This is a genomic window from Geobacillus sp. (genome assembly GCF_017515625.1).
Lineage (GTDB): Bacteria > Bacillota > Bacilli > Bacillales > Anoxybacillaceae > Geobacillus > Geobacillus stearothermophilus.
The window spans coordinates 1-24,604 of record NZ_JAFWFM010000180.1; the positions used below are offsets into that span (position 1 = coordinate 1).

25 protein-coding genes and 6 pseudogenes are annotated in these 24,604 nt (G+C 53.9%); 19 read left to right on the forward strand and 12 right to left on the reverse strand.

Annotated features, from left to right (window positions below):
* The first annotated feature begins 421 nt into the window (after positions 1-421).
* The 3 genes and pseudogenes from IKE44_RS10540 to IKE44_RS10550 all read left to right on the forward strand — a co-directional run.
* Entirely contained in the window at positions 422-1,924 is a 1,503-nt protein-coding gene (locus IKE44_RS10540) for an NADH dehydrogenase subunit 5 (RefSeq protein ID WP_049625091.1), read from the forward strand.
* Positions 1,917-4,541 (forward strand): DUF2309 domain-containing protein, encoded by a 2,625-nt coding sequence (locus IKE44_RS10545; protein WP_049625090.1) that lies wholly within the window; start codon positions 1,917-1,919, stop codon positions 4,539-4,541. The genes IKE44_RS10540 and IKE44_RS10545 overlap by 8 nt, the downstream gene beginning before the upstream one ends.
* Positions 4,542-4,692: 151 nt before the next feature.
* Positions 4,693-4,836 (forward strand): annotated as a pseudogene (locus IKE44_RS10550) (DUF3870 domain-containing protein); the annotation flags it as partial.
* Between the two features lie 44 nt (positions 4,837-4,880).
* On the opposite strand, the pseudogene IKE44_RS13775 reads toward IKE44_RS10550, so the two are convergent.
* Positions 4,881-5,183: pseudogene (locus IKE44_RS13775) on the reverse strand (NTF2-like N-terminal transpeptidase domain-containing protein); the annotation flags it as partial.
* A 92-nt stretch (positions 5,184-5,275) separates the two neighbouring features.
* Between IKE44_RS13775 and IKE44_RS10560 the strand changes: the two are divergent.
* Entirely contained in the window at positions 5,276-6,106 is an 831-nt protein-coding gene (locus IKE44_RS10560) for a glycosyltransferase family 8 protein (protein ID WP_033016696.1), read from the forward strand.
* A gap of 53 nt (positions 6,107-6,159) precedes the next feature.
* On the opposite strand, the gene IKE44_RS10565 is transcribed toward IKE44_RS10560, so the two are convergent.
* From IKE44_RS10565 to IKE44_RS10580, 4 genes and pseudogenes are all read right to left on the reverse strand, one after another.
* Positions 6,160-6,345, reverse strand: a complete 186-nt coding sequence (locus IKE44_RS10565; protein WP_033009876.1) for a YfhD family protein — start codon at positions 6,343-6,345, stop codon at positions 6,160-6,162.
* Between the two features lie 89 nt (positions 6,346-6,434).
* Positions 6,435-6,563, reverse strand: a complete 129-nt coding sequence (locus tag IKE44_RS10570) for a YfhE family protein (RefSeq protein ID WP_080706560.1) — start codon at positions 6,561-6,563, stop codon at positions 6,435-6,437.
* Positions 6,564-6,697: 134 nt separating this feature from the next.
* Positions 6,698-7,252, reverse strand: coding sequence for a GNAT family N-acetyltransferase (locus IKE44_RS10575; protein ID WP_049625089.1), 555 nt, complete (start codon positions 7,250-7,252; stop codon positions 6,698-6,700).
* 268 nt (positions 7,253-7,520) lie between these two features.
* Positions 7,521-8,414, reverse strand: a pseudogene (locus IKE44_RS10580) (TIGR01777 family oxidoreductase).
* Positions 8,415-8,507: 93 nt separating this feature from the next.
* On the opposite strand from IKE44_RS10580, the gene recX reads away from it, so the two are divergent.
* Together recX and IKE44_RS10590 are read left to right on the forward strand one after the other, a co-directional pair.
* A complete protein-coding gene (recX, locus tag IKE44_RS10585) occupies positions 8,508-9,335 on the forward strand; it encodes a recombination regulator RecX (protein ID WP_033016700.1) in 828 nt (275 codons plus the stop codon).
* 2 nt (positions 9,336-9,337) lie between these two features.
* Positions 9,338-9,676, forward strand: a complete 339-nt coding sequence (locus IKE44_RS10590) for a YfhH family protein (RefSeq protein WP_033009882.1) — start codon at positions 9,338-9,340, stop codon at positions 9,674-9,676.
* Between the two features lie 80 nt (positions 9,677-9,756).
* On the opposite strand, the gene IKE44_RS10595 is transcribed toward IKE44_RS10590, so the two are convergent.
* From IKE44_RS10595 to IKE44_RS10605, 3 genes are all read right to left on the reverse strand, one after another.
* A complete protein-coding gene (locus tag IKE44_RS10595) occupies positions 9,757-9,918 on the reverse strand; it encodes a YpzG family protein (RefSeq protein ID WP_080706561.1) in 162 nt (53 codons plus the stop codon).
* Positions 9,919-9,989: 71 nt separating this feature from the next.
* Entirely contained in the window at positions 9,990-10,151 is a 162-nt protein-coding gene (locus IKE44_RS10600) for a small, acid-soluble spore protein K (RefSeq protein WP_033009883.1), read from the reverse strand.
* Between the two features lie 115 nt (positions 10,152-10,266).
* Positions 10,267-11,247, reverse strand: a complete 981-nt coding sequence (locus tag IKE44_RS10605) for a metal-dependent hydrolase (protein WP_033016701.1) — start codon at positions 11,245-11,247, stop codon at positions 10,267-10,269.
* Positions 11,248-11,402: 155 nt separating this feature from the next.
* Here IKE44_RS10605 and IKE44_RS10610 point away from each other — a divergent pair.
* Together IKE44_RS10610 and mutY are read left to right on the forward strand one after the other, a co-directional pair.
* Positions 11,403-11,804, forward strand: a pseudogene (locus tag IKE44_RS10610) (MFS transporter); the annotation flags it as partial.
* 145 nt (positions 11,805-11,949) lie between these two features.
* On the forward strand, positions 11,950-13,050 hold the full coding sequence (gene mutY / locus IKE44_RS10615; protein ID WP_049624104.1) for an A/G-specific adenine glycosylase: 1,101 nt from the start codon (positions 11,950-11,952) through the stop codon (positions 13,048-13,050).
* On the opposite strand, the gene IKE44_RS10620 is transcribed toward mutY, so the two are convergent.
* On the reverse strand, positions 13,047-13,271 hold the full coding sequence (locus IKE44_RS10620) for a hypothetical protein (RefSeq protein ID WP_033016704.1): 225 nt from the start codon (positions 13,269-13,271) through the stop codon (positions 13,047-13,049). The genes mutY and IKE44_RS10620 overlap by 4 nt on opposite strands.
* A gap of 59 nt (positions 13,272-13,330) precedes the next feature.
* On the opposite strand from IKE44_RS10620, the gene fabL reads away from it, so the two are divergent.
* The 5 genes and pseudogenes from fabL to IKE44_RS10645 all read left to right on the forward strand — a co-directional run.
* The gene (gene fabL, locus IKE44_RS10625) at positions 13,331-14,080 is read left to right on the forward strand and encodes an enoyl-[acyl-carrier-protein] reductase FabL (RefSeq protein ID WP_033016705.1); all 750 of its coding nucleotides are present in this window, start codon (positions 13,331-13,333) and stop codon (positions 14,078-14,080) included.
* A 58-nt stretch (positions 14,081-14,138) separates the two neighbouring features.
* Positions 14,139-14,330, forward strand: coding sequence for a gamma-type small acid-soluble spore protein (locus IKE44_RS10630; protein ID WP_033016706.1), 192 nt, complete (start codon positions 14,139-14,141; stop codon positions 14,328-14,330).
* A 236-nt stretch (positions 14,331-14,566) separates the two neighbouring features.
* Entirely contained in the window at positions 14,567-14,770 is a 204-nt protein-coding gene (locus IKE44_RS10635) for a YgaB family protein (protein ID WP_230581390.1), read from the forward strand.
* Between the two features lie 128 nt (positions 14,771-14,898).
* Positions 14,899-15,432: a nucleoside tri-diphosphate phosphatase gene (gene ntdP, locus IKE44_RS10640; RefSeq protein ID WP_033016708.1), complete on the forward strand. Its 534-nt coding sequence runs from the start codon at positions 14,899-14,901 to the stop codon at positions 15,430-15,432.
* A 155-nt stretch (positions 15,433-15,587) separates the two neighbouring features.
* Positions 15,588-15,734, forward strand: a pseudogene (locus IKE44_RS10645) (ABC transporter permease); the annotation flags it as partial.
* Positions 15,735-15,747: 13 nt separating this feature from the next.
* Here IKE44_RS10645 and IKE44_RS10650 read toward each other — a convergent pair.
* From IKE44_RS10650 to IKE44_RS10660, 3 genes are all read right to left on the reverse strand, one after another.
* Positions 15,748-16,827: an FUSC family protein gene (locus IKE44_RS10650; RefSeq protein ID WP_049624097.1), complete on the reverse strand. Its 1,080-nt coding sequence runs from the start codon at positions 16,825-16,827 to the stop codon at positions 15,748-15,750.
* 136 nt (positions 16,828-16,963) lie between these two features.
* Positions 16,964-18,013, reverse strand: coding sequence for a glutamate synthase (locus IKE44_RS10655; RefSeq protein WP_049624098.1), 1,050 nt, complete (start codon positions 18,011-18,013; stop codon positions 16,964-16,966).
* A gap of 252 nt (positions 18,014-18,265) precedes the next feature.
* Positions 18,266-19,552, reverse strand: a complete 1,287-nt coding sequence (locus IKE44_RS10660) for a glutamate-1-semialdehyde 2,1-aminomutase (RefSeq protein ID WP_033016710.1) — start codon at positions 19,550-19,552, stop codon at positions 18,266-18,268.
* Positions 19,553-19,726: 174 nt separating this feature from the next.
* Here IKE44_RS10660 and IKE44_RS10665 point away from each other — a divergent pair.
* The 6 genes and pseudogenes from IKE44_RS10665 (at position 19,727) to bcp (ending at position 24,518) form a co-directional block, all read left to right on the forward strand.
* Positions 19,727-20,732: pseudogene (locus tag IKE44_RS10665) on the forward strand (ABC transporter ATP-binding protein).
* Positions 20,725-21,516: an ABC transporter permease gene (locus IKE44_RS10670; RefSeq protein WP_049624101.1), complete on the forward strand. Its 792-nt coding sequence runs from the start codon at positions 20,725-20,727 to the stop codon at positions 21,514-21,516. The pseudogene IKE44_RS10665 and the gene IKE44_RS10670 overlap by 8 nt, the downstream one beginning before the upstream one ends.
* Positions 21,517-21,519: 3 nt before the next feature.
* Positions 21,520-22,305, forward strand: coding sequence for an ABC transporter permease (locus IKE44_RS10675; protein WP_049624102.1), 786 nt, complete (start codon positions 21,520-21,522; stop codon positions 22,303-22,305).
* Between the two features lie 148 nt (positions 22,306-22,453).
* The gene (locus IKE44_RS10680; protein WP_287465867.1) at positions 22,454-23,407 is read left to right on the forward strand and encodes an L-lactate dehydrogenase; all 954 of its coding nucleotides are present in this window, start codon (positions 22,454-22,456) and stop codon (positions 23,405-23,407) included.
* A 164-nt stretch (positions 23,408-23,571) separates the two neighbouring features.
* Positions 23,572-23,976, forward strand: a complete 405-nt coding sequence (locus tag IKE44_RS10685; RefSeq protein ID WP_033016717.1) for a potassium channel family protein — start codon at positions 23,572-23,574, stop codon at positions 23,974-23,976.
* A gap of 65 nt (positions 23,977-24,041) precedes the next feature.
* Positions 24,042-24,518, forward strand: a complete 477-nt coding sequence (gene bcp, locus IKE44_RS10690; protein WP_033009906.1) for a thioredoxin-dependent thiol peroxidase — start codon at positions 24,042-24,044, stop codon at positions 24,516-24,518.
* Positions 24,519-24,604: the final 86 nt, after the last annotated feature.

The window sequence follows — 24,604 nt, forward strand, 5'->3', positions numbered from 1 at the left end:
AAACTTGTGAATTCCTTGATGATGTGCTAATCTATTCATTAGATATGAACCTCCTTGTAAATGGTTTGGTAGCACATCTATTCTAACCAAGGAATCGGGTTCATGTCTCCTTTTTTGTTTCGATGTAAATTTATGTTAGTGATTTTGCTCATCTACAGTATAGGATAAACATAAAGGACAGCATGTCGGGAGCCCTTCAAAAAACTTACGCCAGTGTAAGTTCGTTGAAGGGAAACCGACCGGTGTCTGTTGCACAGCGGGAGATCTTCAAACAATCGCCTCACGATTGGTTGAAGGTAAACCGGCTATGGGCAATCTATAGGCAATGGTGCGGCCTTTTTGGTCGTGTTGCCTGATTGACATAGCCGGTTTTTTCTTTTTTCTCCCGAACGAAGACAAAGGACGAGGGGAGGAGAATGTGATGGCAGCACAATGGTTCATATGGGGATGGCTCGCCGCAGTGGCCATCGTTTTCATCAGCGCAGCCGCATGGCTGCATCCGCGCATGCCGGAGCGGTATGTGCATGTGCACGTCTGGCTGTTGCTTCTTCCGGGAGCGGCGGCTGCCGCCGGATGGATCGGCGCCGGCAACGCAGAGGCCGGGCCGTGGCGGTTTGATGCGGTCAGTTGGTTGGTGGCCGTCTATATTTCACTTCTCAGTTGGGTGATTCAACGGTTTGCCGTTCGCTATTTGCATGGCGACCGCGCTTACCGGCGCTATTTTTCCTTGTTGACGTGGACGGTGTCGGCCGCTTCTCTGACATGGGCAAGCGGCGACATGCGCCTCGTTGCCGTCTGCTGGGGGCTTCCATTGATGGGCCTTGTGGCGTTAACGGCATTGAAAAAAGAATGGAGGCCGGCGCAGTTTGTCGCCCGGCAAATGGCGGTCGTGTTCAGCCTGAGTTGGCTGGCCGTCGTCATCGCTGCCGTCTGGCTCGGAACGGCGGCCGGCGAATGGCAGCTTGCTTCTGCGCTGTCGGCGGAGCGCCTTGCCCGCCTAGACGCCTGGGAGAGGGCGGTGATGAACGGACTGCTTATTTTGGCCGCCATTATCCCGGCTGGACAATGGCCGTTCCATCGCTGGCTGATGGAATCGGCGGTGACGCCGACGCCGGTGTCGGCGGTGATGCATGCGGGGCTCGTCAATGCCGGCGGGCTGTTGCTTTGGCGCTTTTCCCCGCTCTTTAGCGGGACGGGGGCGCATATCGCATTGTTTGTGATCTCCTTTTGCTCGATTTTGATTGGTATGGGCATTAGTTTGGTGCAGGCGGACTATAAACGCCAGCTGGTCGCGTCCACGATGGCGCAAATGGGAGTTATGCTTGTGCAATGCGCCCTCGGCGCCTACGGGGCGGCGGTTGTGCATTTGGTGCTGCACGGGCTGTTTAAAGCGACGCTTTTTCTGCAGTCCGGTTCGGTTGTTCCGAGGATCGGCCGGCCGGGATTCCAACGAGGAAGCGGGTCATGGCAGGGAGGTCTTCTCCTTGGCGTGCTGCTTGGGGTGTCTTTTTGGTTCGCTTCCCCGAATGAACCGGCCCGCCTGCTGAGCGCACTTTTGCTTGGGGCCTCGGCGGCGGTCGCTTGGGGACGGCTAGCCGATTTCCGCGAAGGCCGCTGGATGGGCCTGGCGGCGGTGGCTGTGTTGGCGTTTGGTTCGGAAACGGTGCGCCATCAGTTTTTGACGCTGCTCGGCCAGGGGGAAGCGACGGTTTTTGTGCCGCCTGCCGCGTTTGAATGGACAGTAGGCGTCTTGTTTGCGATGGCGGCATTGACCGCTGCCTGGCTGGCAAACCGGCGCACATCGGCGCTTGCCGTTCGGGTGTATATGCATCTCGTTCATCTCGGGGAGCCGCGCCCAGCGGCTATGGAGGCGCATCCCCGTTATTTGGCATCCTATCTGAAGGAGGGAATGGCTCATGAGTAAAAGTGCAATGCCGCTTGAACGGCTAACGGGGGAATCGAAGCCCACCGGCGCAGAAGCCCGCCCGCTTGCTATGCTTGTCAGCGAAGCGGCAAAGGCGGTTGCGCCGCTTTGGCCGATTTCCGCCTTTATCGCCCGCCATCCGTGGATGGGGCTTGAAGAGCAGACGTTTTCCGACGCAGCCGCCCGCCTGCAGCAGGCGCATGGAATTGATTTGTATCCGCCGATGGCGGTTTTCCATGCGGCGATGGCAAAAGGGGAGATTGACCTTGTATTCGTCGAGCGGCGGCTGCAGCGTTGGCTTGACAACAAGCCGCTCCCGGTGCGGCGCCAAGAAGCAGAGCGAATGTGCCGCGCCCTCCTTTGGAATGAGACGGTGCCCAACGAGGCGCTTCGTCTGCCGGAACTTGCGGAGCTGGCGCATGCGGCGGCATGGCGTCCGGCGGCTGTTCGGACGGCGGGCGCCGCGTTGCACGGCGTAAGCCAACGCCTTGACCAACAAACCGTCAAATGGTGCAAACTGTTTTATGGTTCGAACACGGCGCCATGGGCGCTTCCACATCGTGAGCTGGGGTTTTACGGAGCATGGCGCCGGCTCATCGCCGCCGACCCGGCGCTCTCGAAAGAGGAACGGAAGCGGCTTGCCGATTGGCCGCACGATGGGGAAGAGGCGCTGCGTCAAGCGTTGATGAAGCTTGGCGTACAGGAGGAAGAGACCGCCGCTTACTTGGAGGCGCATTTGTTGGCGTTGCCCGGCTGGGCTGGCATGGTTGTATGGCAGTCGCGCCGGACGGGCGACGAATTGCGGGGATTGATTGACTATTTGGCGGTCCGTCTGTCGCTTGAATGGACGCTTGTGGCGCCATATTTGCCGCTTGAACGGGAGGATCATGCGGACATCGGCGCTGCTCTTTCACTGTTGGCCGCTTGGCTGCATTGGGGAGGGATGACGCTGGAAGACTGGCGGAACCTGTCCGGCAAAGAGCAGCGCGCCCGGTTGGCGTTTATCGATCGGTTTTGGCGAATTGACCGGTGTCATCTTTGGCTTGAAGCGTGGGAAGATACGTATGAAGCGAAATTGAAAGAAGCGGTATTGGCGCATCAGCCGATGGATGAGACGAAGAAGGCGGCAGCGCAGCTATTGTTTTGCATCGACGTCCGTTCCGAGCCGTTCCGCCGCCATTTGGAAGCGGCCGGACCGTTTGAAACGTATGGCTGCGCCGGCTTTTTCGGCTTGCCGATTCAAACGCGCGCACTTGACAGCGATGACGCTCACCCGTCATGCCCGGCGATCGTCGCGCCGCAGCATGAAATCAACGAAACCGCCGCTTTGGAAGCGGCGCGTCCGTACCGTCGCCGGCGCGATGCATTCCGCTTTGTCGGCCAGACGTTTAAAAAGATCAAACAGCATATGTTGGCCGGCTTATTGCTTCCGGAAATGAGCGGACCATGGCTCGGCCTTCATACCTTCGCCCGCAGCGCCGCGCCGGCTTGGGCTGGCCGGGTCGTCCGCCAGGCGGAAGCGGCAGCCGAACATAAGCCGAAGACGGACTTGTCGCTCCACCGCCATGGAAAGGATGAATCGTCTGGACTGCCGATCGGCTTTACAACCGAGGAACAAGTGCAATACGTGAAGCAGCTGCTCGTCAACATTGGCTTGACGTCTTCGTTCGCTCCGCTTGTGGTTGTTTGCGGCCATGAAAGCGAGACGGCCAACAACCCGTACGCTTCGGCGCTCGATTGCGGGGCGTGCGGTGGTGCGGCCGGGGCGTTCAACGCCCGCGTATTCGCCGCGTTGGCCAACTTGCCGGAAGTGCGCGCTGGACTGGCGGCTGAAGGGATCAACATTCCGGATGAAACGGTGTTTGTCGCTGCGGAACATATTACGACCGTCGATGAAGTCCGCTGGCTTGATATGCCGCCGTTGTCCGCAGCGGCTGAGGCGTCGTTTCGACAGCTGAAGCAGGCGCTTGGCGAAGCGAGCCGCCGTGCGAACGCTGAGCGGATGGCAAAGCTCCCCCATGTCGGACAGACGCCGCGCGATCCGGTGGCGGAAGCGCAACGGCGCGCCATTGATTGGAGCGAGATCCGTCCAGAATGGGGATTGGCCCGGAACGCTGCGTTCTTGATCGGCCGCCGCAAGTTGACAAAAGGAAAGGACTTAGACGGCCGGGTGTTTTTGCATAGCTACGATTGGCGCGAAGATCCGACCGGTGAGGCGCTCGCCGGCATTATCGCCGGGCCGGCGACCGTCGGACAATGGATTAACTTGCAATATTACGCTTCAACAGTCGCACCGCACTACTACGGGAGCGGCGATAAAACGACCCAGACGGTGACCGGCGGCATCGGCGTCATGCAAGGGAACGGGAGCGACTTGTTAGCCGGCTTTCCATGGCAGTCGGTCGCCGCGTCCGATCGCGAACTGTTTCATGCTCCTCTTCGGTTGCTTGTCATCATCGAAGCGCCGTCCTATTATATCGAGCAGCTGCTCGACAGAAATGAAGAGTTTCGTCGCAAAGTGCAAAACGGTTGGCTCCGTCTCGCCTCGATTGACCCAGACAGCGGGGCGTGGGTGAACTGGGAGGCAGACCGTCTTGCATCAAGGCAGAAGCGCTAAAAAGCAACGATTTGCCGCTTGCCGAGTTTGCTTGGCGGGCGGCTTTTTTTTGCTGCCTGCCAAACGAGGCAGGGAAAATAGATGTACGCCGCGAAACAAGATAATAGTTGGTATAACAGCAATAAGAAAGACGAGGAAAGAGGGAAAGCGGATGAAAACGCAGTTTATCGCCGGCCATGCGCGGCTGCCGGCCGGAATGGCGGCCAAAAGCCTTTACGATACGCTGACGATTACGGCGGAAATTGATAAAAAGTACGGGGGGATCGTGGAGGCATCATGCACACTGGCTACTGAATGAACAGGGACTGGGGCAACGGATAAGTGAGACACCTGGATGTCGCCGTAAATTTTTTTATAGCGGTCAACAAATTGCTCTTTGCCGACTGTTTTTTTCGTTTCTTCTGAGAGCATGTCGTACATTTTCGCAAATTGCTGTTTCGTCCAGTAGGAGGTGTACGTTTTTAATGCATCGTGCGGCGATGGCGGTTTGCTGCAGGAGAAAAGTGTGATTGCTAAAAACGAAATGAGAGCCAACACCCAACGAACATTCCCCATATGTTTCCAATCCCCCTTTTTCTGTTCTCTTTCCACTATATCATGGACAGGAAATATGATCCAACGAAAAGGATGATAGGAAAACATTGCTGTCCAAGGCCAAAAGGGGGCAACATTTGCCTGCGTTCAGATATAATGTAGAGAAAGGGGAAACGATGACGCAAAGGAAGTGATGATGCATGTTCCGCATTTTAGTGACGGCAGACGCCAATTATCTTCCACCGCTGAAAGTGCTTATGTATTCGTTATTTTGCAATAACCGGCGCCCGTTTACATTTTATTTGCTTTATTCGCGCATTGCGGAGGAGGAGATCCGGGCGCTTAGTGATTTCGTTCGCAAGCAAGGGCATGAACTGGTGCCAATTTATGTCGACCCGCAGCTGTTTCATGATGCTCCGGTGTTTCGCCACTATACGGTGGAGATGTATTACCGTCTGGCGGCGCATTTGTTTTTGCCGCCCGATGTCGACCGGGTGCTGTACTTGGATCCGGACATTGTCGCCATCAATCCGATCGATGAGCTGTATGAGATGGACTTTGAGGGGAACTGGTTTATCGCCGCCGAGCATACGCATTCGACCAAAGTGGCCAATTTGTTCAACAAACTTCGCTTGAAAACGCCGAACGCGAAAGGTTATTTCAACACGGGCGTCATGATGATGAACATCGCGGCGATGCGCGAACACGTCCGGCTCGCGGACATTTACCAGTTTATCCGCGACAACCGGTTTAAGCTTGTCCTTCCTGACCAAGATGTGCTCAACGGGCTGTATTGGGACAAAATCAAACCGGTCGATAGCTACCGTTACAACTATGATGCCCGTTATTACGATTTTTTGCAGCTGTTGCCCAACCCAAAACATAATTTGGCGTGGATCGAGGAAAACACCGTCTTTATTCATTATTGCGGCAAAGAAAAACCGTGGAAAGACAATTACAAAGGGGAGCTCGGCCTCTTTTACAGGCGATACAGCCAAGTGCTCGAACCGGCGGGGGAGGCGGCGACATAACGGTGCGGTCTGCACAGGAAAGAGGTGTCCCATTGAAAGGACACCTCTTTCCGTTACCGTTTGCGCTCTTGCCGGCGGATGCCAGCAGCGGCCGCGCGCGCTTGCGCCTCGAGGTCTTCATGGTCGGCAAATTCCGCCGAATATTCGACGTCAATGCCGTCAGATTTCAATTGTTTGGGAACCTGCGGCAAAGTTGCCTTGTTTTTGTCGCGCGTCCGTTGTCCGCGAGATCGGCCCATCGTCCATGCCCCCTATAAAGAAGTGTGAATCGTACGATTCATTCATTAGCATGGCATGGACGGCGCCGCCATATAAATAGCAATCATTTCTAATGGCGCGCTTTTTTGGCAGTGTAACCGCCCGCTTGGTCCGCCATTTTAAAATCGCGGGCATAACTTACTTCTTGGGCGCTTGTCAACGTATGCTTCACTTTTTCGCGTTTTCGTTTTTCCTCCATCGCTCGTTCCCTCGCTTTGCATGATATGCCTTTAGTTCCATTTTGGACGAGGCCAGCCGTTTTTATGCATATATAAATAAAAGAGGATGTCCGAACGACAGCCTCTTTTTCGATCGTCATGCGTCCTTCCGCGCTTACGCTTCTTTTCGTTGTTCCTTTTCCAGCGTAAAGGAGGGATGGCGCATCGTATAAAGCGTGTAGTTGTCTTTTGTAATTTCGTACAAATTGTATACATCCGTGCCGATTTGCTCGAGCAGCGCCCGCCGCGTTTCATTGGCCGGCGTGACGTACGGCAGTTTTTCCGCCGCTTTGATCGAGCGCACATTGACTTTGCGGATGCGCAAAAACACCGTTTCGATGGAAAGCTCATAAAACAGTTCGTGGAAAAACGATTCCTTGGCGCGCTGATTGTAGCCGCGCCCGTGGTACGGTTTGCCAAGCCACGTTCCTAAAAAGCCGGCGCCGTCTTGAATGTCAAAGAGGCTGATCGTGCCGATTGGGTTTCCCCATTCGTCTAAAATCGTGCGCGAAATCAATTCGCCGCGTTCTTCCGCCTCCATGAGCTGTTTTGTCATGAATAAAAACTCTTCGTACGAGCTGGCTTTTTGGCGCACGAAAGGGAAGACGTCCGGATGCACCATCAGCTCGTACAGCGCATGGCAGTCTTGCAGCTCGCGTTTTTTCAACATGGCCAATCCCTCCTTTGGATGCCGAGGGCAGCCTCCCAGCGGGAACCCACCCTCGAAATTTTTTTATAACAACATCGTTAAAAAAATTTCGGGGTGGGAATCGAACCCACTAGAACCAGCGCGAGCGCTGGTGGCGAACCATTTGCCTTCCCCTTATTCCTGTCCGTATGCGGTTATGAACCACAACTGCCCTGAAGTCTTCTTTATCATACACGATTAGATGAAAAAAGGGAATTGCTTTTTTGTTAATTTTTTTGGATATTTTTTGTCAGCCTTGCGGCAAAAACAAATCCGTGAGACAATCTTCTAACGTTGGAAACGAAAAGCGGAACCCAGCTTGCAGCAGCTTTTCCGGAATGACGCGTTGCCCTTCGGCAACAAGCATGCTCATTTCGCCGAGGAGAAGGCGAAGTGCCTAGGCGGGAACCGGAAGCCAGTGCGGGCGGCGAAGCAGGCGGGAGACCGTACGACCGAACTCGTCCATTTGCACTGGATGGGGCGCGGTGAAATTGATCGGGCCGGACAATTCCTCGTGTTCGATGATGTACGAGACTGTGCGCACGACGTCTTCAAGATGAATCCACGATAGCCATTGCCGTCCGCTGCCGATTGGGCCGCCGACAAACAGCCGGTACGGCTTGATCATCATCGGCAAGGCGCCGCCATGTCGGGCAAACACGACGCCAAAGCGAGCGTAGACGGTGCGGATGCCGAGTTGTTCGATGGGGCTCGCTGCTGCTTCCCACGCCTGAACGGTCTTGGCGAGAAAATCGCTGCCGTAATCGGCTGTTTGTTCCGTAAATGTCGCGGAGTCCGAGATGCCGTAAATGCCGACGGCGCTGGCATTGATAAACAACGACGGGGGGCGGGACAGTGAATCGATGTAGCGGCCCATCGCTTCGGTGGATCGAAGGCGGCTGTCAAGGATGATCTCTTTTTGCTTCGCCGTCCAATGTTTTCGATTGAGCGGCTCCCCGGCTAAATTAATGGCGACATCGACAACTTCAGGCTTTCGGTCGTTGTCGAAGGAAAGATAATGAATGCTGCCTTCGGAAGGTTTGGGAGAGCGGGTGAAAATGTAGATCTCATGTCCTTGCTTGGAAAAATGGCGGGCGAGCGCCTGGCCGATCAGCCCGGTTCCGCCATTGATGGCGATGCGCATCTTGATTCCCCTTCCATTGGTTTATTTTATGACTTCGCTTTTGGTGTCAGAAGTTCCTGCTTATGATACCATAAAAGATAAGGGGGACAAACAATGGGAACGATTGCCGACATTGTCGCAACCGAACAAAATGCTGAACGATTTTGGATTGTCGTGCACCGTGACGGCGCACCGTCGTTGAGATTGACAGTTGATCAAGATGTATTGCTTCAATTCCGCTTGAAAAAAGGGCTGGAGATCAGCGACGACCTGCTTCAACATATTGTGTATGCCGATGAGGTGAAAAAGGCGTATCAACAGGCGCTTTACTTTTTGGCGCACCGGATGCGTTCGGAGCATGAGGTCGCTGCACATTTGCGAAAAAAAGGCGCTCCGGATTCGGTGATTGATGAAGTGCTCAAAAAACTTCGCGCTGAGCGGTATGTTGATGACGGGGCGTTTGCGGCCGCCTACGTGCGCACGCAAAAAAAGACGGCGGCGAAAGGGCCGCTTCTCATCCGCGCTGAACTGGAACGGCTCGGTGTTTTGGGCTGCTTGATCGAGCAGAGTTTGGCGGAGTATACGTTGGATGAACAGATGGCCATCGCCCGCTCGCTTTACGAAAAGGCGAAAAAACAGCGCCGGGCTGAATCGGCTCGCGCGTTTTTGGAACGGGTGCGGCAGCAGCTGATGCGCAAAGGGTTTCCGCATGAGGTGATTGCCGCCGTTTTGGCGGATGGCGGCGCTCATACTGAAAAAGAAGAACGGGAGGCACTCAGTGTTCAGGCGGAGAAAGCGCACCGCCGTTATGCGCACCACCCGCGGCCGCTTTATGAGCAAAAGATGCGCCAAGCCCTTTATCGGAAAGGGTTTTCACTCGACTTGATCGATGAATGGCTGCGCGGGCAAGGCAGCGGTGAAAACCAAAAAGGGGGATCGTGACCATGAGAGAGGACCAAAAACGGTATAGCGAGATGACGAAAGAGGAGTTGCAGCGGGAAATCGCCGTGTTGGCTGAGAAAGCGCGTAAGGCGGAGCAGATGGGCATGGTGAATGAATATGCTGTCTATGAGCGAAAAATGGCCATGGCGAAAGCGTATATGCTTAACCCTGCTGATTTTCCCCCGGGAGAGATTTATGAAATTGAAGGAGCACCTGGGGAATATTTCAAAGTTCGCTATTTAAAAGGAGTGTTTGCCTGGGGCTGGCGGCTGAAAGGAAACGGGGAGGAAGAAGCGTTGCCGATTTCGCTGCTCCGCAAGCCGAATTTGCCCTCCTCATGACAGGCGGGATCAGTTTGCAGCCAGACGGAAAGCGAGTCGAAAGAAAAAAACTTAGGGGGAACAACCCCTAAGTTTTTTCGCTACGACTGCTTGCGCGTCTCCCGCTCTAAAATGATGAGGTCGAGCGTTTGCTGCGTTTCACCGTTCACCTGCGAATGAGCGTGTTTCGGATTGGCCCACGGCTGCTGGAACGGATTCGAGTAAAAGTTGTCATAAAATTTTTTGCGCTGATGGTGACTCATGACCGTTCACCTCGCTGCTGAATGTGCCGGGGAGCAGGCGAATGTGTCCATGCTCCCCGGTTTTTCTCTCTTTAGAAGAAGTCGCTGCGCTTGCCTGAAGCGCGCATCCGCTCTTGTGGGTGAGTGTTGGTCGTCCCGTCAGCCCGCTTGGACGCGTATTCCGCTTTGGCGCGCGGCTCGCCTTCGAGCTTGTTGTTGTTTTGGTTCGGGAAGTTGCGTTCCTTATTTCGCACGGCCCATTCCCCCTTTTGAGGCGAGCTCGTGTTGGATGGCCAACACGTATTCTTATTATGAAACGAAGGGCGGCGCTTATGTGTGCAAATTGTTGGATCAAAACAAGCCGCTCTGTCAGTTTGGCGTCACCTCGAGCTTTTTCCGCAGCCTTCCTTCGCTGAAAATCCAGCCCGTGTATGAGCTGACAATGTTGAGGTTGCGGTCTAGCTGAACGACGGCCACGAATGGATAGTATCCTTTGCTCCGGTAGCGCAAATCAGTAAAGCGCACTTCATAATAGTCGTCGTATTCGTTCATTTCCCAACGGTACACCGGGGAAAACGACAAAAAGGCGGCGACGTTTTCATCGCGCTTGGCGGCGTTGATCACCGGGTGGTCGGGAAGCGGCCGTTTTTGGAAGCGGTCGAGGATGATGAGCTCGCCGTGTTTGACGCGGGCAACGTAAAATTCGTCGCAGGTTGAAATGGCTAAATGCCATTCGCGCGGCCGCCACGTCGGCACAGTAATGATGTCCGTCACTCCTTGTATAGAGGCGTGCACGAGCTGTTTAATGTTGGCTTGTTCGCGGAAGCGGAACACATAATACGCGGCCACGAGCGCATAAACGACGAGAAACGCATAACCGGGGTGGACGTTGAGAAACAGGGCGCCGACGCCGAGCAAATGAAGCGCAAAAATAACTGGGTCAAACGTATGAACGACGCCAAGGGCGATCCATTTTTTTGTGAACGGGCGCAGCGCTTGCGTCCCGTAAGCGTTAAAAATATCGACAAACACGTGAAAGGCAACAGCCACAAACGTCCAAAGCCAAACGCGGAGCCAGTCCGTTTCCGGATAGACGGCGGCCATGATGCCGACGATCAACAGCGGCCAAATGACAACGGCGGGAATCGAATGGGTGATGCCGCGATGATTGCGAATATATTTGGCGTTATTGCGCAACTTTAAAATTGTATCGATATCGGGTGCCTGTGATCCGGCGAGCGTGCCAATCAATACGGCATGGGATAAAAACGGGTCATGGGCAATGGTGGGGTCGAGCGATGCTAAGCTGCCGAGCGCCACTCCCATCAAAACATGTGTGCCTGTATCCAACGTGAAGGCGCCTCCTTTGTCAGCGTCGTTTGTTAGTATATCCCGTCCGGGGTCGGGCCAATAACCGTTCTCTTGTCCAGTTGGGGCAAACAACGGTATGGCTATTGTATCATACGACGCCGACAGCTGGGGAGGGGCGGAATCACTAAAATTCATTGCCGACGCAAGCCGGCAGCGGATGGTGTTTTGGCAAACAAAACAGCGCCCTGCTTTTGCACAGGACGCTGTTGGTTTTGGAAGAAGAGGTTTCAGTTGTCAGCTTTTTAGGTTTGTCGGCTGCGTTCCTTGGCCATTTTGTGGAAAAGCACGGGCCGCGGAAATCCGGGCTATTGGCGGCCGTCTTCTTTGGCCTCGGGGTGACGGGGTCTGGTTTGGCCGTGGCGCTTGGTTCGAAATACTTGTTGTATTTGTTTTACGGGGTGTTGGGAGGAATTGGGCTTGGCGTCGGATACATTGCGCCGGTGTCGACGCTTGTGAAATGGTTCCCGGACCGGCGCAGGTTGGCTACAGGGCTGGCGATTATGGGGTTCGGGTTTGCTGCGGCGATTGCGAGCCCAGCATGAACAAATCGCCTGTGTTTCGGCGGCTAAGGAAAGTTGAGAACGATTCCTTCCGTTTCCCCTCGGCGTGCGGCAAGCCACGCCGAGGGCTTTTTGGTATAATGGGATGGACAATAGGCATCATGGGGGAAGAATAGTGAAAATCACAACGTGGACTAAGCGGTTTCCGGCGCGCGAGTTTCAGCGCGATTTGCTTGACTGGTTCGCCCGGGAGCGCCGCGACTTGCCATGGCGAAAAGACCGAGACCCATACAAAGTATGGGTGTCGGAAGTGATGCTGCAGCAGACGCGCGTCGAGACGGTGATCCCGTATTTTGAAAAGTTTGTAGAACAGTTTCCGACGCTGGAGGCGCTCGCCGAGGCTGAAGAAGACGAGGTGCTGAAGGCGTGGGAAGGGCTTGGCTACTACTCGCGCGTCCGCCATTTGCACGCGGCGGTCAAGGAAGTAAAGGAACGGTACGGCGGGCAGGTGCCGGACGATCCGGAGCAGTTTTCGAAGCTAAAAGGAGTCGGTCCGTACACAGTCGGGGCGGTGTTGAGCCTTGCCTACGGCGTGCCGGAACCGGCGGTGGACGGCAATGTCATGCGCGTGTTGTCGCGCTTGTTTTTCGTGACGGATGATGTTGCGAAACCATCGACGCGAAAACGGTTTGAACAAATCGTCCGCGAGATTATGGCGTACGAAAACCCGGGAGCGTTTAACGAGGCGCTGATTGAGCTTGGCGCTCTTGTTTGCACGCCGCGCCGCCCATCATGCCTTCTTTGTCCCGTGCAAGCCTACTGTCAAGCGTTCGCCGAAGGGGTGCCGGAAGAGCTACCGGTGAAAACGAAAAAAACAGCGGTCAAACAAGTGGCGCTCGCAGTAGCGGTGCTGGCCGATGATGAAGGACGCATTCTCATCCGCAAGCGCAGCAACACCGGCTTGTTGGCGAATTTATGGGAATTCCCGGGCTGTGAAACAGGCGGGGAAGAAGGGAAAGAGAAGCTCGGACAAATGTTGCATGAGCGGTACGGTTTGCAAATCGAGCTGGCCGAGCCGTTTGCCTCGTTTGATCACGCGTTTTCCCATCTAGTTTGGCGGCTGACGGTGTATCGCGGGCGTCTAGTTGACGGCGGACCGGTGGAAGAGCCGCTCCGGCTCGTGCCAGGCGACGAGCTTGAGTCTTATGTGTTTCCGGTGTCACACCAGCGTATTTGGCGTAAGTACAAAGAACAGGCAGGCGAAGCGCACCGCCTGCATTAGTCAGGCACTGTCATCGTGCCGTTTGTATACGTCGCTTCACGGCGCCCAAGGCCGCCGCGCGCTTCGATTTCTTCGAGAATTTCGCGGTAGATCGTTTGCCCTTCGGCGTTTAAATACGGAGCGATTTGCTGGAATGAATGGTGAAAATGAGCGAGTTCGTCGTCTGTCCATTCCGTTTTCGGGATCATGGACAATTCTGTCATATCGCGGCCAACGTACATAGGCTGCGCCTCCTTCGCGGTGGAATTCGGCTATATTATACGTAAAGGGGCGGAAAAACATGAGTGGAAAAGTAGCGGTCGTGACAGGAAGCAGCCGCGGCATCGGCAAAGCCATTGCGATGCGGCTGGCGCAAGAAGGATATGATATCGTGGTCAATTATGCCCGCAGCAAAACCGCTGCTGAAGAAACGGCTCGTGAAATTGAAGCGCTCGGGAGAAAAGCGCTCGTCGTCAAAGCGAACGTTGGCGATGTCGAGAAAATCCGGGCGATGTTTGCCAAAATTGATGAAACGTTCGGACGGGTCGACGTGCTCGTGAACAACGCTGCCTCCGGCGTGCTGCGCCCGGCGCTGGAACTTGAGGAAACGCATTGGAACTGGACGATGAACATCAACAGCAAAGCGCTTCTCTTTTGCGCCCAAGAAGCGGCGAAACGGATGGAGCGGGTTGGCGGCGGGAAAATTGTGAGTATCAGCTCGCTTGGGTCGATCCGCTATTTGGAAAACTATACGGCGGTCGGCGTCTCGAAAGCCGCTCTGGAAGCGCTGACCCGCTACTTAGCTGTCGAGCTGGCGCCGAAAAACATCGCCGTCAACGCCGTTTCCGGCGGAGCAGTTGATACGGAGGCGTTGAAGCATTTTCCGAACCGCGACGAGCTGCTCGCCGATGCGGCGGCCAACACGCCAGCTGGGCGCCCAGTCAAACCGGACGATCTCGTCAACGCCGTTTTGTTTTTATTATCCGATGCCGCCGAGATGATTCGCGGGCAGACGATTATTGTTGATGGTGGAAGATCTTTGCTTTTGTAGTGTCCACGGATAAGTCCGTCACCTCCGGGGCATAGTAAGGCATGTGGAGGTGAGAACAATGGCCAAACAACCGAACAAAACAGCAGCTGGCACGAACATTCAAGAAGTAAGACAACAAAATGCCCAATCGGCTCAAGCTGCTCAAGCAGGCCAATTCGCAACGGAATTTGCGGCTGAGACGAATGTGCAACAAGTAAAACAACAAAATGCGCAAGCGGAAGCTCGCAAAGCGCAAAATGTCAATCAGTAACCAACGATCATCCATGGCTGACGCCTGGCGGTTGTGACGACGGCGTATGTTGCTACAAGAGCGCAGTCGATAGGCCGAAGATGGAAGGAAAAAGCAGGGGCAGCGCGCCCCTGCTTTTTTTGCGACAAAAACCGCCACTCTTTTGCAAGATTAGCGAAAGGGATTAACGGCTTAAGGAGCGAACTGTTTTGTTAAAGCCAGGAGGCAAAAGGGGAAGGGAGAATGGAGGAAGAATGATGGGGCATGGGTGGATGAATGCCGGGGACGAAGCGCTGTTTTTGCGACATGAGATGGAGCGTTGCGACCAGCTTGCTCGCGAGTTGGACGAGCTCGAACGCGAAGCGCCGACCTCCGCGCTTCGCGAGGAAGTGCGGCGAATGAAGCAGCAAGTCGAAGACATCCGCCGCGCATTTTTCGGACAGATGGCGTCCAGAGCCTAGACGGAGCGCGCCGCTTGGCCGTTCCGGCCTGGGCAAATCGGCCTGCTTTTCTTTTCATTGCCAAAAGAACACGGTATAATACGGTATAATACAGAAGAAAAGCTCCCGTCGGAAAGTGGGGAAGAATGATGCCGGCATATCCTCGGGAAGGGAAAATCATTCAAATCCATAGCTACAAACATAATGGGATGATTCACCGCATTTGGAACGAAACGATCGTGTTAAAAGGAACGCCATCCTATGTGATCGGCGGCAACGACAAGACGCTCGTCATGGAAGCAGACGGCCGGACGTGGGTGACGCGCGAGCCGGCGATTTGTTTTTTTTATGCTAAGCACTGGTTTAACATTATCGCCATGATCCGCGAGGACGGGGTGTATTATTACTGCAATTTAAGTTCACCGTTTGTTTGGGATGAGGAAGCGCTCAAATACATCGATTACGATTTAGACATTAAAGTGTTTCCGGACATGACGTATATGCTGCTCGATGAGGATGAGTACGAACGGCACCGCCGCGAGATGCACTATCCGGATGTGATTGACCGCATTTTAAAAGACAACGTCCATAAGCTTGTCGGCTGGATTCAAGAGCGAAAAGGGCCGTTTGCGCCCGAGTTTATCGACAAATGGTACGCGATGTTTCAAGCTTACCAAAAATAAATAGCGGCGTGAAAAAAGCCTGTTCGGCATCGCTGGCAGGTTTTTTCTGCTTTTTTTGTCGAAAGAGGCGCGCATGAGGAACTGATGGAAAAGGGAGGAAGCTATTATCATTTGTTGACGATCCAGCAGTTGCAGTAGTAAGCAAAAATATTAAGAAAATGTTGTCTGATGCCAAAGACTTCTTGACCCAAGCACCGTGGACGATGATTTTCCCTGGATTGGCGATCATGCTGACGGTGCTTGGCTTTAACTTAATGGGCGACGGGCTGCGCGACGCGCTTGACCCGCGGATGAAAAATTGAGAGAGGCGGCCTGCTAGGAGCGGCCGCCTGCCGACTTTTCGAGCTGTTTGGCCAATTCGTCATCGTAATGGTAATGGTGAAAACTATCAATTAACTTGTCTAAATGCTCAAGCCGGTCTCCATAATCAATGATGGCGCCGAGTAACGAAAATAGGCGGTAATCGGAAGGTGGCTGCCCGTCGGCGTAAATCATGGAAGCGAGCTGCCCCCGTTCGCGATCGATGCCTTCTGCCCACATGTGATGGGGAAGCGGCTTTGCTTGATGGACAAACTTCAGCAACATTTGCTCGTGATACCCAACCAGGCTGCCAAGGTGCAGGAAGATGGCATGGCGAAACGGGTCGGACAGGCGGCCCAACTCATTCTCAAGGCGGTGGAGCCATTTTAATACGGACAGCGCCCGGTCGGCTGAGGCAATCATTTGCCGGTACAGCACAAGCTTGCGCGACTTTTGGAAGCGTTGGCGTCGAAAATAGGTGCGTTCTTCTTTATACATTAAATACAAGTGCTCCAGTTTCGTCATTTTCTCGTGCAACGTTTCGATCTCGTCCTTTAAGTGATGATGATCGGTCGCCTGCTGTTGACAAAGGCGAATCCATTTCAAAATCGCTTCCGTCTCATCGCGAATTTTTTCGTACAATTTCTTTTCATACTTTGGCGGCAAGAAAATCAAGTTGACAAGAAAGGCGGCGAAAATGCCGAACATAATCGTTAAAAAGCGGATGGCCGCAAATTCGATAAATTGGCGATCCGTGTATTCCATAATGGCAATGACGGTGACAAGCGCCACGGAAATTGTCGACGATTCAAGGCGCATTTTTAGGCAAAGAGCGATCACAATCATGAGCGTCAAGCCGACGACCAGCGGGTCGCGGCCGAGGATAAGAACCGCCGCAATCGCGAACAAGGCGCCGATCACGTTCGCCTGCACTTGTTCGATGAGTGACAAATATGAGCGATAAATGGTTGGCTGCATGGCAAATACAGCGGAAATGCCGGCGAACACCGGTGACGGAAAGTGAAAGAGCGCCGCCAAAAACAAGGCGAGCGCCACCGCGATCCCCGTTTTGAAAATGCGGGCACCGAGCTTCATCTATGGAAACCTCTCCTTTTCCATTTTCGTAGACCATTCAGTACTATACACACTTTTAGATATGAGTGCAAGGAAAAAAATATAAGTGCAAGGAAAAAAATATAACGCCCTGCCGAAATCAGCAGGGCGTGAAGGATCAAAAGGTGATCGGAGCATGTGCATCGCGCCGATTGGAGAGGCGGATTGCCATCTCTTGGAGGAAATGGTCGCCATTCAGCCATTGGGTTCGCCCCGTTGTGGAACGGATGAGCGCCAGCGGCTGGCCGGGAGCGAGCGGTTCAGCATGGCCGCCCTGCGGACGAGAGGCGATGAATACACGGGAGGAATCATCCGTTTTCCAAAGCGCTCCGGCTGTTCCGGCGACCCATACGGCTTCTTGTTCGAAGCTGGCGGCCAAACATGCCGGCAGCTGTCCGATAGACGGCAAGCTGTGTCGTTTGGCCGCGTCGGGCCAAAAGGCAGCTCCGGCTGCCTCGAGCAGGCTGTAACCGTGGTCGTAAATAAGCGTTTCCACAGCGCCAACAGACATTTCCCCGCAATGGACAAGCATGCCGGCTGAACCGAGCCGCTGATGGCAAAAGAAAGACTCCGCCCCATTGGCATAGGCGAACGAAGCGGCTGAGGCGAAAAACGGATGGGATACATCCGGTTCGCGCAACAAATCAGCCAGTGTATATGCTTGATAGATCACATGAGTGTGGCCGAGCGAAGCAACGCGGACGTGCGGCTCGCGTTCCATAGCGGCCGTCAGTCGAAACAAGCGGTCTGATAACGAAAATACATCGCCTGGCAGCATGGCGATTTGCCAAAACAAGGCGCTTTCATCTGCGGATGGCCGGATGGTTTCGAACAGAAGAATGAAGCCGAACTGTTTGCACAATTGGCGAAGGTGCGCCCGAACCCGCTCAGCGTCAGCGGAAGGCGCAACGTGTATATGGCCGACGGTGAAATAGCTGTTTGTTGCAATTTCCGGATTTTGTCCAGCATTCGCGAGTTTTTCCATCCATAGTTTGCGCGGGATGTCCAGCTGAATCGCAGCGTTTCCTTTTGCGCCCCATTGGGCAAGCGCCTGAAGGACAGTTTGGACATGTTCGTTGGTCGGGATGTTCCGCTTTTCCATTGCCGCCAACAGTATGGCGCCGCGTTGGTTCGCTTCGTTTGCCGAACGATATGTACGTTGCTCCATGTATACTTAGGCGCGGTCGGGAGGGCGCTCTCCCCTCGGCGCCGGTCACCTCCTCCACTGCTTGCTGGATGAAAAATACGAGTCTTAATTTTCAGAATTTAATGTTTATCATATCATGCAGGCAGGTGGAAATCAATGACCCTTTCCTGTTCTCCTGCTTTGTTCACAAAATTGTCAACAAATGCAGTGAAAACAAAACAGCGCCTGCCTGACGCGGGCGCTGTTTGACGAGGGTGACGGAGGCGCAAGCGCTTATAGCTGCCGAAACGCCTTGCCGACCGCCTCGATCGTATAGGCGATGTCGTCTTCTGTATGGGCGAGGGTGATAAACCATGCTTCATATTTCGATGGCGCGAGATTGATCCCTTGTTTGAGCATGAGCTTGAAAAATTTCGCAAACAACTCGCCGTCGCTGCGCTGGGCTTGCTTGTAGTTTTCCACCTTTTCGTCCGTGAAGAAGACGGTGAGCGCGCCTTTTAAGCGGTTGACGGTCACCGGAAGGCCGCATTGGCGAGCATGGGCAAGGATGCCCTCTTCCAGCATGGCTCCCAATCGGTCGAGATGCTCATAGACGCCCTCTTGTTTCAACACCTCAAGGCAGGCGATGCCCGCAAGCATCGATGCCGGGTTGCCGGCCATCGTCCCGGCCTGGTACGCCGGTCCGAGCGGAGCGACTTGTTCCATAATGTTCTGGCGTCCGCCGTACGCCCCAATCGGCAGACCGCCGCCAATAATTTTCCCCATCGCCGTCAAGTCGGGCTCCACACCAAGCAAGTTTTGCGCTCCGCCGTACATAAAGCGGAAGGCGGTGATCACTTCGTCGTAAATGACGAGCGCCCCTTCCTTGTGAGCAATCTCATTGATCGCTTCTAAAAAGCCCGGTTTTGGTAGGACGATGCCGAAGTTGCCGACGATCGGCTCAACCAATACGGCGGCGACTTGTTCGCCCCAAACATTCATCGCTTCACGGAATGAGTCGACATCGTTGTATGGCACGGTAATGACTTCTTGGGCGATGCTTTGCGGCACGCCGGCTGAATCCGGCGTCCCCAACGTCGATGGCCCCGAGCCGGCGGCGACAAGTACAAGGTCCGAATGGCCGTGGTAGCAGCCTTCGAATTTGACGATTTTGCTTCGTCCGGTGTAGGCGCGGGCGACGCGGATTGTCGTCATCACCGCTTCCGTCCCCGAGTTGACAAAGCGGACTTTCTCAAGCGACGGAATCGCCTCTTTCAACATCTTCGCAAATGTAATCTCATGCGGCGTCGGCGTGCCGTACAACACACCGGTCTCGGCGGCGCGGCGGATGGCTTCCGCGATGTGCGGATGGGCGTGCCCGGCGATGATCGGTCCGTAGGCGGCCAAGTAGTCGATGTACTTGTTTCCATCCACATCCCAAAAATACGCCCCTTGCGCCCGCTCCATCACGACTGGGGCACCGCCGCCGACCGCTTTGTATGAGCGAGACGGGCTGTTCACCCCGCCAACGATGTGCTGGAGCGCTTCTTCATACAATTGCTCCGATTTTGTCCATTGCATCGCTTCATCCTCCTGTCCCCGATGACTTCCTCTTTATTTTACCATAGCGCGCACACTTGTCTGGAAAAACAAAAAAGGTGAAAATAGCAACGATTTATGTATAATTGCAACATAGGAGAAGGGCGGATGACGTCCTTTTTGATGTTGATGTGATGAAGAGGCAGGAGGAGAACGATGAACGCCATCGAAGTAGAACAATTGCGCAAAGAATTTAAAGTGCACAAAAGCCGCTCCGGCCTCGTCGGAGCGTTTCGCGATTTATGGACGCGCCGTTATGCGACCATCCGGGCGGTGGACGGCATTTCGTTTGCGGTCAGGCAAGGAGAGATCGTCGGCTATATTGGCGAAAACGGCGCCGGCAAGTCAACGACGATCAAAATGTTGACCGGCATTTTAACGCCGACATCCGGGCGCATTGTCGTCAACGGGATGAATCCGCATAAAGAGCGGGAGAAATTTGTGCGGAAGATCGGCGTCGTCTTCGGCCAGCGCTCGCAATTATGGTGGGACATCGCCGTGCAAGAATCGTTTCGTCTGTTAAAAAAAGTATACCGCGTCCCCGATGAGCAATATCGCCGTCATATGGGCGAAGTCATCGAGATGCTAGACATCGGTCCGCTCCTTGACAAGCCGGTGCGCAAGCTGTCGCTTGGCCAGCGGATGCGCTGCGAGCTCGCCGCCGCCCTCATTCACAACCCGCCGCTGTTGTTTTTGGACGAGCCGACCATCGGTTTGGATGTGCTGGTGAAACTGAACATCCGCCAGTTTTTAAAGCAATTGAATGAACGGTATGGCACGACGATCCTGCTGACGACGCACGATATGTCAGACATTGAAGCGCTTTGCGAGCGGGTGATTATGCTTGATGAAGGGAAAATCATTTATGACGGTTCGCTCGGGCAGTTGAAAGAAAAATGGGGCCAAGGAAAACGGATTTCGTTTACATTTGTTGAAGAAGCCCCCCCTCGTTGCCTTGCAGGAGCTGACAACTGGATTGGATGTTAATTGGAAACAAGGTGAACAGCCGAACGTTTGGGTGGCGCACGTTCCATCAGGAGGCGTGCCGGAAGTCGTCAGCCGCGTCGCCGCCCGCTATCCACTGCAAGACATCCACATTCATGAAGTGCCGACGGAGGAGATCATCCGCAATATTTATCAAGAAGGTGCGGCTAATGGGTAAGTATGTCGAGATGATCCGCATCCGCTTTTTAATGATGCTTGCCTACCGGACAAACTATTATACTGGCATTTTGATTTACGCCATTAACATCTCAGCGTATTACTTCCTTTGGTCGGCTATTTATGGCGGCAAATCATCGATGCAAGGAATGTCGCTTGGGCAAATGACGACGTATGTCGCCATTTCCTGGCTGGCGCGAGCGTTTTATTTTAACAACCTTGACCGCGAAATCGCGATGGAAATCCGCGATGGAAAAATAGCGACGGAACTCATCCGTCCGTACAGCTATTTAGGGATGAAAGCGGTGCAAGGGCTTGGCGAAGGGCTGTTCCGATTGTTCTTCCTATCGTTGCCGGGGTTGCTGGTTGTATCGCTCTTTTTGCCGCTCGAGTTTCCGGAACACGCCAAAACATGGCTGTCTTTCGGCTTGTCGCTTCTATTCAGCTTTATCATCTTTTCGGAGCTGAACTTGCTTGCGGGAGTCGTGACATTTTTTACGTTCCGAAATGAAGGGCTGCTGAGGGCGAAACGGTTTATTATTGATCTATTTTCCGGTCTGATTTTGCCGTTGTCGTTTTACCCGGATTGGGCGCAACAGCTCATGGCGTATATGCCGTTTCAAGCCATCAGCTACATTCCAAGCATGATCATCACAGAAAGTTTTCAAGGAGCTGCTGTCCGTGATGGCCTGCTTCTGCAGGCGGCATGGTCCGTGCTGTTATGGTTTCCGATTGTGCTGTTATGGCGGGTGGCGAAAAAACGGCTCGTTGTGCAAGGGGGGTAGACTTTGTTTTACGTATCGGTTTTTTTTCAATATATGGCCCAGTACATGAAGACAAAATGGCAATACCGCGCGGATTTGCTGATTGAATGGTTGTCCGACTTCATGGCGCAGGCGGTCAACTTGGTGTTCTTGCTCGTCGTGTTTGGCCATACGACGCTGCTTCACGGTTGGTCGCGCGATGAGATGTTGTTTATTTACGGCTTTTTCCTTGTGCCGTACGCCGTATTTGGCGCCTTTTTTAATCTATGGGATTTCAACGAGCGCTACATTGTTCAGGGAGAAATGGATCGCGTGTTGACGCGCCCGGTTCACAGCCTGTTCCAGATCATTTTGGAGCGGATGGAGCTCGAATCGTTGCTTGGCGCTGTGCCCGGGCTGATCATTATGCTGTATGCCGGCAGCCGCTTGTCTCTTTCATTTCATTGGTATGATGTCTTCGTGTTTATTTTGCTTGTGATTGGCGGTGCATTGATTTACGCCGGCATTTTCATTTCACTGGCGACGATCAGTTTTTTTGCCGACGCCCGCACATCCATCATGCCGATGATGTACAACATCAGCAGCTACGGCCGCTATCCGGTCGATATTTATCACCGCGTCATCCGCTATATATTAACGTGGGTGCTGCCGTTTGCCTTTGTCGGCGTTTATCCAGCTTCGTATTTTCTCCATAAGCAGGAATGGTATGGTTATGCGTTTTTGACCCCGGTTGTCGGCATGTTGTTTTTCATCATCGCCGTGATGCTCTGGAACGCCGGGGTCAGGAGGTACCGCGGGACGGGGAGCTGAGTGCTCCCGTTGTTTGCCGCGGCGTCTGTCATGAAATGGACAAACAATAGTCAAACAATCGCCACAATCGCGCATGCATTGCGGTGCGCCTTTCGCGTAAAATATTTATATGAAAGTGTTCGCATTATATTGAGGGAGGATGAATGCAATGAAAAACAACGGTGGAGCCCGAGTAGTGGTCATCGGCGCCGGGTTTGTCGGCGCCAGTTATGTGTTTGCCTTAATGAATCAAGGGATTGCCGATGAGATCGTGCTCATCGATGCGAATGAAAGCAAGGCCATAGGCGATGCGATGGACTTCAACCATGGGAAAGTATTTGCGCCGAAGCCGGTTGACATTTGGCACGGCGATTACGATGATTGCCGCGATGCCGATTTGGTTGTCATTTGCGCCGGCGCCAACCAAAAACCGGGCGAGACGCGACTTGATCTTGTGGACAAAAACATTGCCATTTTCCGCTCGATCGTTGAGTCGGTCATGGCATCCGGATTTCAAGGACTGTTTCTCGTCGCCACCAATCCGGTCGACATTTTAACGTACGCGACGTGGAAATTCAGCGGCCTGCCGCATGAGCGGGTGATCGGTTCGGGGACGATTTTAGATACGGCGCGGTTCCGCTTTTTGTTGGGCGAGTATTTCTCTGTCGCTCCGCAAAATGTTCATGCCTATATTATTGGGGAACACGGCGACACTGAACTCCCGGTCTGGAGCCAGGCTTATATCGGCGTCATGCCGATCCGCGAGCTGGTCGAGTCCAAAGGGGAAGAAGCGCAAAAAGATCTCGAGCGCATTTTTGTCAATGTGCGCGATGCCGCCTACCAAATTATTGAGAAAAAAGGAGCGACGTACTACGGGATTGCGATGGGGCTTGCCCGCGTGACGCGCGCCATTTTGCATAACGAAAACGCTATTTTGACCGTATCAGCCTACCTCGATGGCCTATATGGGGAGCGCGACGTCTACATCGGCGTGCCGGCTGTCATTAACCGCAATGGCATCCGCGAGGTGATCGAAATTGAATTGAATGATGACGAAAAAAATCGATTCCATCATAGCGCAGCTACATTAAAAAGCGTGCTAGCCCGTGCTTTTACGCGATGAGGCAACAAACGAAAAGTTGTGCCGACAGTCTTTCTCGTCCAAACAGGGGGATGTATGGCTCTGAGGGCGACACGCTGTTCCGATTGGGAAGGCGGCTTATTCCCGCATAATTGTCCGTTTCACGGTGTATATATGAACTACGGACAATTTGTGGAGGGAAGCGAATGGATTACGCATTCCTCGGAGTGGTGACCGCCGTGTTGCTCGGCAGCATCACTTCGCTTTGGACAGCGAGCGTACAAGCAACGCACCGCCTCTCCCTTGACAGTTTATGGGTGCTCGTTCAATGGTATGGGACGATGCTGCTAGGGTTTGCGATGATTTATATGATTTTGCAAGCCAACGGCCATCATGTATTTACTCCGTCACCAAGCAGTGCAGCAGGAAACCGCCTGTCTATGCTGGAAGACAGTCTATATTTAAGCGGCATGACCCTCCTGTCGGTCGGATACGGAGACGTCACCCCGGTCGGCATCGGGCGGTGGATCGCCATCGCCGAGGCGCTGCTTGGCTACATTATGCCTGCTGTTATCGTCACGCGCACGGTATTTGACTCGGATCGCCGTTGACAGTTGCAATTTTCCTCTGTCTTCGTTACGCTAAAAGAAGACATTAAGGAGACGGAGGGAACGCTATGACGATCGCCATTGGCCAGCCAGCTCCAGATTTCACCTTGCCGGCAAGCAACGGGAAAATGGTTTCGCTCTCAGACTTCCGCGGCCAGTATGTCGTCCTTTATTTTTATCCAAAGGATATGACGCCTGGATGCACGACAGAAGCGTGCGATTTTCGCGACCGTCACGAGCAATTCGCCGGACTGAACGCTGTCATTTTAGGGGTGAGCCCGGATCCGGTTGCACGGCATGAAACGTTTATCGAAAAGTACAAACTGCCGTTTTTGCTTCTTTCCGACGAGCGACATGAAGTGGCAGAAATGTACGGAGTGTGGAAGAAAAAGAAAAACTTCGGCAAAGAGTATATGGGGATCGAACGCTCCACGTTCATTATCGCCCCCGATGGGACGTTGGTTCAAGAATGGCGCGGGGTGAAAGTGAAGGGGCACGTCGATGAGGCGCTCGCGGAAGTCGCCCGATTGGCATCGTCTAGGTGAGTGTCCAATCAATCATAACGTTTTTGCGTACAATGCATAGTAACCTCCTCAAATGAAGGAAATGCGGCGGGTGGAAGTGATTTCCA